General features: G+C 74.1%; 5 protein-coding genes. 2 read left to right on the forward strand and 3 right to left on the reverse strand.

Annotation, left to right across the window (positions count from 1 at the left end; genetic code table 11):
• A partial coding sequence (locus tag HII36_RS53125) for a hypothetical protein (RefSeq protein ID WP_173531019.1) occupies window positions 1–188 on the forward strand: 188 nt, incomplete at its 5' end.
• Window positions 189–212: 24 nt separating this feature from the next.
• Here HII36_RS53125 and HII36_RS53130 read toward each other — a convergent pair.
• Window positions 213–953 carry a hemerythrin domain-containing protein gene (locus HII36_RS53130; RefSeq protein WP_173531020.1) on the reverse strand — a complete coding sequence of 247 codons (741 nt, stop codon included), beginning with the start codon at window positions 951–953 and terminating at the stop codon, window positions 213–215.
• 150 nt (window positions 954–1,103) lie between these two features.
• Here HII36_RS53130 and HII36_RS53135 point away from each other — a divergent pair, with 150 nt between their 5' ends.
• A complete protein-coding gene (locus tag HII36_RS53135; RefSeq protein ID WP_173531021.1) occupies window positions 1,104–2,075 on the forward strand; it encodes a hemerythrin in 972 nt (323 codons plus the stop codon).
• Between the two features lie 12 nt (window positions 2,076–2,087).
• Here the strand turns inward: HII36_RS53135 and HII36_RS53140 are convergent, their stop codons facing one another.
• Both HII36_RS53140 and HII36_RS53145 read right to left on the reverse strand, forming a co-directional pair.
• Window positions 2,088–2,684, reverse strand: coding sequence for a hypothetical protein (locus HII36_RS53140; RefSeq protein ID WP_173531022.1), 597 nt, complete (start codon window positions 2,682–2,684; stop codon window positions 2,088–2,090).
• A gap of 1 nt (window position 2,685) precedes the next feature.
• Window positions 2,686–5,262: hypothetical protein (locus HII36_RS53145; protein WP_217371076.1), on the reverse strand; the 2,577-nt coding region annotated here is incomplete at its 5' end.

The following is a 5,262-nucleotide window of genomic DNA, read 5'->3' on the forward strand; positions in this document are numbered from 1 at the left end:
ATGCTCGTGGGCGAGCCGGGCATCGGCAAGACCCGGCTGGCCGGCGAGGTGGCGGCCGCGCGGCGGCGCTGGGCGAGCGGGAGCAGGCGGCCAGGCACGCCGACGCGGCACTCGAACTGTGCGAGCGGTGGGAGATCCCGCTGGCCGCCCGGCGGCTGCGCGACCAGCGGGCCGCCGCCGGCTTCTGAGGCTCCCGCGGTCACAGGTCCGGCTCAGGGGTTCGCGTTCAGGTAGCGGAAGGCGGCGCGCTCGCGGCGTTCGAAAGGACGGCGCCACAGCAGCCGCCACACCAGCTCCAGCGGCCGTCCCGCCATGCTGTCGATCACCCGGCGCAGGCTCGCCCGAGGCAGCCCGTGCACCGCCCAGGACGCGGCGAAGGCCAGTTCCCGCGGCCCGTGCTTGCCCTTGAAGTGCTCCTTCTCCAGGCGTTCCCAGTCGGCGTGCGTCAGGTGGCGCTGCACCAAGACCAGCGCGTCGCGTTCCTCGTGCTCCAGGTGCCTGGCCAGCCGCTCGCGCACCGCGCGCACCCGCACCTCCAGCGCGTCACGCGCGTCCGGGTCGGGCGCGGCGGCCAGCCGGCGGAAGCCGGTGGCGCACGACTCCAGCAGCGGATCGATCTCGGCGTGCTCGGCCTCCATCGCCTCCAGGGTCTCCCGCCCCGCCCGGTCGCCCGCGGCGTCGGCGCGTGACAGCAGCAGCGGCCAGAGCCCGGCGTCCTCGCCGCTGTGATGGTGGTGCAGGATCGCGGAGAACCGCCCCCACCGGACGTCCAGCGCCCGCCACGTCGCGCGGTCGTGGACCGGGGTGCGCTCCACGGCGGCGGCGAAGGCGTTCAGGTCGCGGCGGAACGCGTGGTGCATCACGTACATGGCGACCAGGTCGACGGGTCCGGGCGGGGCGGCGGCCTGGCCTGGCAGCAGCAGTTGCGCGGGCGTGCGGGTCACGGCGGTCATCGGGGATGCCTTCCTGTGCGGGGTGATGTGCCGCCCAGACTGCGTGGCCGCCCTAGGAAAACGGTGAGAGCGGCGGGCTGAAGCCCGTTCCTAGCGGGCCACCAGCCCGCGCGGTGAACCTGGTGCCCTCACCTTCCCCAGGAGTCGAACATGCACTGGCCGCACGCCGTCCTCCCGATGATCCGGCACGGGCTCACCTGCGAGTACGCCTCGCTCACCCGCGCCGGCGCGCCCATCACCTGGCCGCTCACGCCGTACCACGACGAGGGCTCGCCGACGGTCGACGTGTCGACCGGGGTCACCTACCCGTCCAAGGCCGAGCGCGCCAGGCGTGACCCGCGCGTGTCGCTGCTGTTCTCCGACCCGACCGGGTCGGGGCTGGCGGACCCGCCGGTCGTGCTGGTGCAGGGCCTGGCCACGGTCAGGGACGCCGACCTGCAGGAGACCACCGACCGGTACGTACGCAGGCACCGGGCCAAGATGCCTGAGGTCTTCGACCGGCAGCCGTGGTTCCTGGTACGCAGGCAGACCTGGTACTGGGCACGCATGTGGATCGAGGTCACCCCGCTGCGGATCCGGTGGTGGCCGGGCGGCGCGCTGGACGCCGAGCCCGAGTGCTGGACGGCCGATCCCGGCGTGACCGCGCCGCCGTCCGACCCGGCGCCTCCCGGCGCGGCCCCCGCCGCCTGGGCCAGGCCGCCGGCCGACTGGCGGCCCCAGGCCGACCGCGCGATGCGGCTGGGCGCGCCGGTGCTGACCGTACGGGACGCCGACGGCTGGCCGCTGCCGCTGCGCACGCTCGGCGCCCGCCGCGTGGACGACGGCTTCGTGGTACGCACCGGCCCGCCGGGCGCCGCCGCGAGCGGCCCGGCCTGCCTGACCTTCCACGCGCACCCGGAGGCGTTCACCGGGCAGGAGAACGTGGTGCTGATCGGGCGGGCGCGGCCGGTCGCCGACGGCGTGCACGTCACGGTGGAACGGTCGCTTGCCGACTTCAGTCTGGCGGGCGGCCGGCTGCGGCAGCTCAGGACGTTCGCCGCCAACGGCCGCAAGCTCGCCCCCCGGCTGGACCGGGAGCTGGCACGACGCGCCCAGCCGGCCCCCGTCGTACGCCTGCCGTGAGCCCGGAGTGGATCAGGCCGGGTACAGGGGGGTGGCGTGGTCCAGTGCCGCCCGGTGGTACGGGGTCAGGTCGTCACCCGTCCAGAACACCTCCACCTGCGGCGCGTCGTCGTCCATCTGGACCAGCTCGGTCTGGGCCACCGCGGTGAGCTCCCACGCGGGCACGCCCGGCGCGACCTCGGCCAGGTAGACCCGGCGGTCGGGGTCGGAGCGCCAGGCGCGCCAGACGCCGGCCACGCCCGCGTACTCGGTCAGCGCGTCGGTCACCAGGTCGTCGGACAGGTCCGTCTCGTCGTCGCGCCGGAAGAAGTGCCCGGTCGGCGGGGTGTCGGCGGAGACGGTCACCTGGCCCGCGCCGGTCGGCTCACCGCCCACGCCCAGCGCCACCGGGACCTCGCGCAGCAGGTCCAGCTCCGGTGCGGTGAGAGTCACGCCGAGCTCCGCCGCGGCGGCCGTGACGATGTCGGGCAGGTAGGTCAGGTCGCCGCCGGCGAGCATGGTGCGGGTGCGGAAGACCAGGTCGTCGGGGAACCTGCCGGCCAGGCGGAGCAGCAGCCGGTGGAGGCCCTCGAAGATCCGCCGGCCCTGTTCGTCGAGCTCGGGCGCCACGTCAGTCCTCCTCCATCACGATGATGTCATAGCCGGTCGGCGCCTCGGGCAGCACGCCGCGGCGCACCAGGTCCTGGGCCGCGCGCTCGGCCTCGGCGCGGACCCGCTCGACCAGCTCCGGGTTGTCCACCCGGTGGGCGCGCGAGTGCGGCGGGAACACCGCCTCCTGGTCCTCGGCGAAGGAGGAGAAGACCGAGATGTCCCTGGCCTGGCCGCCGTTGAGCAGGTAGACGACCAGGACCTTCCTGTCGCTCGCCGGGTTCTCCGCCATGAAGCGCACCGCCACCTCGACCAGGGTGCTCACACTCATGAACTCGCGCGCGACGCCGTAAGGGAACAGCTTCGAGCCGTAGATCGGCGAGTAGACGGGTGTGATCCAGTCGCCGCGGTAGGCCAGCACCGGCCGGTCCGGCGTGCCGAGCGCGGGCAGTTGCAGCATGGCGTCGTGAACCATGTCGGCGTGCCAGCGCATCTCGTCGAACAGGCGCGGCGTCACGTCCGCCAGGTCCTCGCGTAGCTCGCGCCAGGCCGCGCGCTGGTCCCTGCGCGCGTCCCTGACCTCGGACTCGGCCTGGCGCGCGGCGTTCGTGTGCCCCTCGGCACGCAGCTCGCCGGCCCGCGTCTTGGCGTCCTCCGCCCGGTGCGCGGCGTCCATCCACGCCTGGGCCGTGGCGTTGAGCGGCGAACGCGAGTCCAGGTGCCCGTCACCGGCGTGCAGCAGCGGGCGCAGCTCCAGCGGGAGCGGCAGCGCCTTGCGGCCGGTGGCCAGGTTGTCCAGGTAGTTCGAGACCAGCTCGGTGACCTTCTGCGCCATCCTCGTCTGCACCGCGGACTCCGACATCCCGGCCGTCCAGAGCTGGGTGCGGGTGACGTTGTTGATCAGGTAGTGGCTGTGCCGCGTGTACACGGTCAGCGCCATCACGTGCGCCGGCGACAGGCGCTCGGCCAGCCCGCGTACCTGGGCGGCGTCGTCCGGGTCGATGCCGTTGCGGCGCAGCCAGCCGGCCAGGTCGGGGTCCGTGACCCGGCCCTGGTCGAGCTGGGGCCACAGCCTCTCGGCCGTCTCGCGGACCTTCGGGTGCCGGGTCTCGGAGAAGCCGTCCTGCTCGGTGGCGCGCTGCAGGTAGCGCGACTCGTGCGGGAACAGGCCGTCGGGCAGGATCTCGCGCCGCAGCGTGCCCAGGTCCAGCCCCGGCAGGCTCCGGTGCAGGTCCACCGCCGAGGTACGGACGCCGGGTTCGAGCCGCAGCCCGCCCACGTCCACCATCTGGGCGCCCCGGGTGATCTCGAACAGCGAGTGGTCGCGGCCCGGCAGCATCCAGCCCATCAGCGCGCCGAGGAACGCCTCGTTCATGCCCGGGCCGAGGTTGAGGAACTTGGCCGCGGTCAGCATCCTGCTCGTGGTGCCGGAGACGCCGTCCACGACCAGGTAGCCGTCGGCGGCGGCGTGCCTGGCCCAGCGGCTGTTGCTGCTGTCGTGCGCGGTCAGGCCCTCGCGCCAGGGCAGCGGCGAGACGTCGAGCAGCGGTCCCGTGCGCGACTCGACGAAGGCCCGCTCGTGCCGGCCCAGCGGCGCGCCGATCTCCTCGTAGTAGCCGGGGCTCCTGATGTACGGCTTCTGCTCGGCGGGCGTGCGATCGTGCCTGCGCTGGCTCTGCACCACCTCGGCCAGGTCGCGCACGCCGCGCTCGGCCTGCATCAGCACGTTGCCGGTGCCGAACGGGTCGCGGGCGAAACGGAACTGGTCGCCGGTGATCTTCCGGTCGAAGAAGCCCAGCAGCGGACGGTTGACGCTGTCGTCGAGCTGCCGCTGCGCGCCCCTGATCTGCTCGACGTCCAGGCCGAGCGCGCCGGCCTGGTCCCACAGGCCGTCGTCGATGACGCGCAGGAGCGCGTTGCCGAAGATGTGCGGGTCGTTGTAGTTGAAGTAGGCGCCGTTGTAGAAGGCGGTCATCAGCTCGCGCAGGTTGCCCGTGGCGATCAGCTCGTCGACCGTCAGGCGGCCCTTGCCGACCTGGCCGGCGCTGTCGAGCGCGTCGTCGCGGAAGAAGACGTCCTCCACGCGGCGGGTGAACGCGGCCCGGCTCTCGCCCTCCTGGCGCGGGGTGAGCGACAGGAGGACGTCACGCATCTTGCCCACGGCGGTGCGTGCGGCGTCCAGGGTTCTCGGGTCGTTGAAGTAGTACGCGCCGAGGCGCTGCTCGAAGCGGGTGGACTCGGCGGACCAGCGGGCGTCGCTGTAGAACCGCTCGAACTCGAACGGGACTCTGGCCGAGCCGTCCCTGGGCGGGGTGGCGGCGGCCGTGGTGGTCGTGGTGTCGGCGTCCGGGCGGGCGGCCGGACGGTCGGCGTCCGCGCGGGCGTTCGGGCCGTCGGCGTCCGAGCGCGCGGTTGGACTGTCGGGGTCCGTGCGCGCGATCGGGCCGTCGGCGTCCTGCCGGGGGACGCCGCCGGTGTCGCGCGTGCCGTCACCGCTGCGGGGGCCCTCGGTGTTGCGGGGGCCTTCGCTGGCGCGGGTGCCCTCTGCGCTGCGGGTGCCCTCTGTGGTGCGGGTGCCGTCGCCGTCGCGGGCCGGGGC

Origin of the sequence: Nonomuraea antri, assembly GCF_013283785.1 — a bacterium.
GTDB lineage: Bacteria > Actinomycetota > Actinomycetes > Streptosporangiales > Streptosporangiaceae > Nonomuraea > Nonomuraea antri.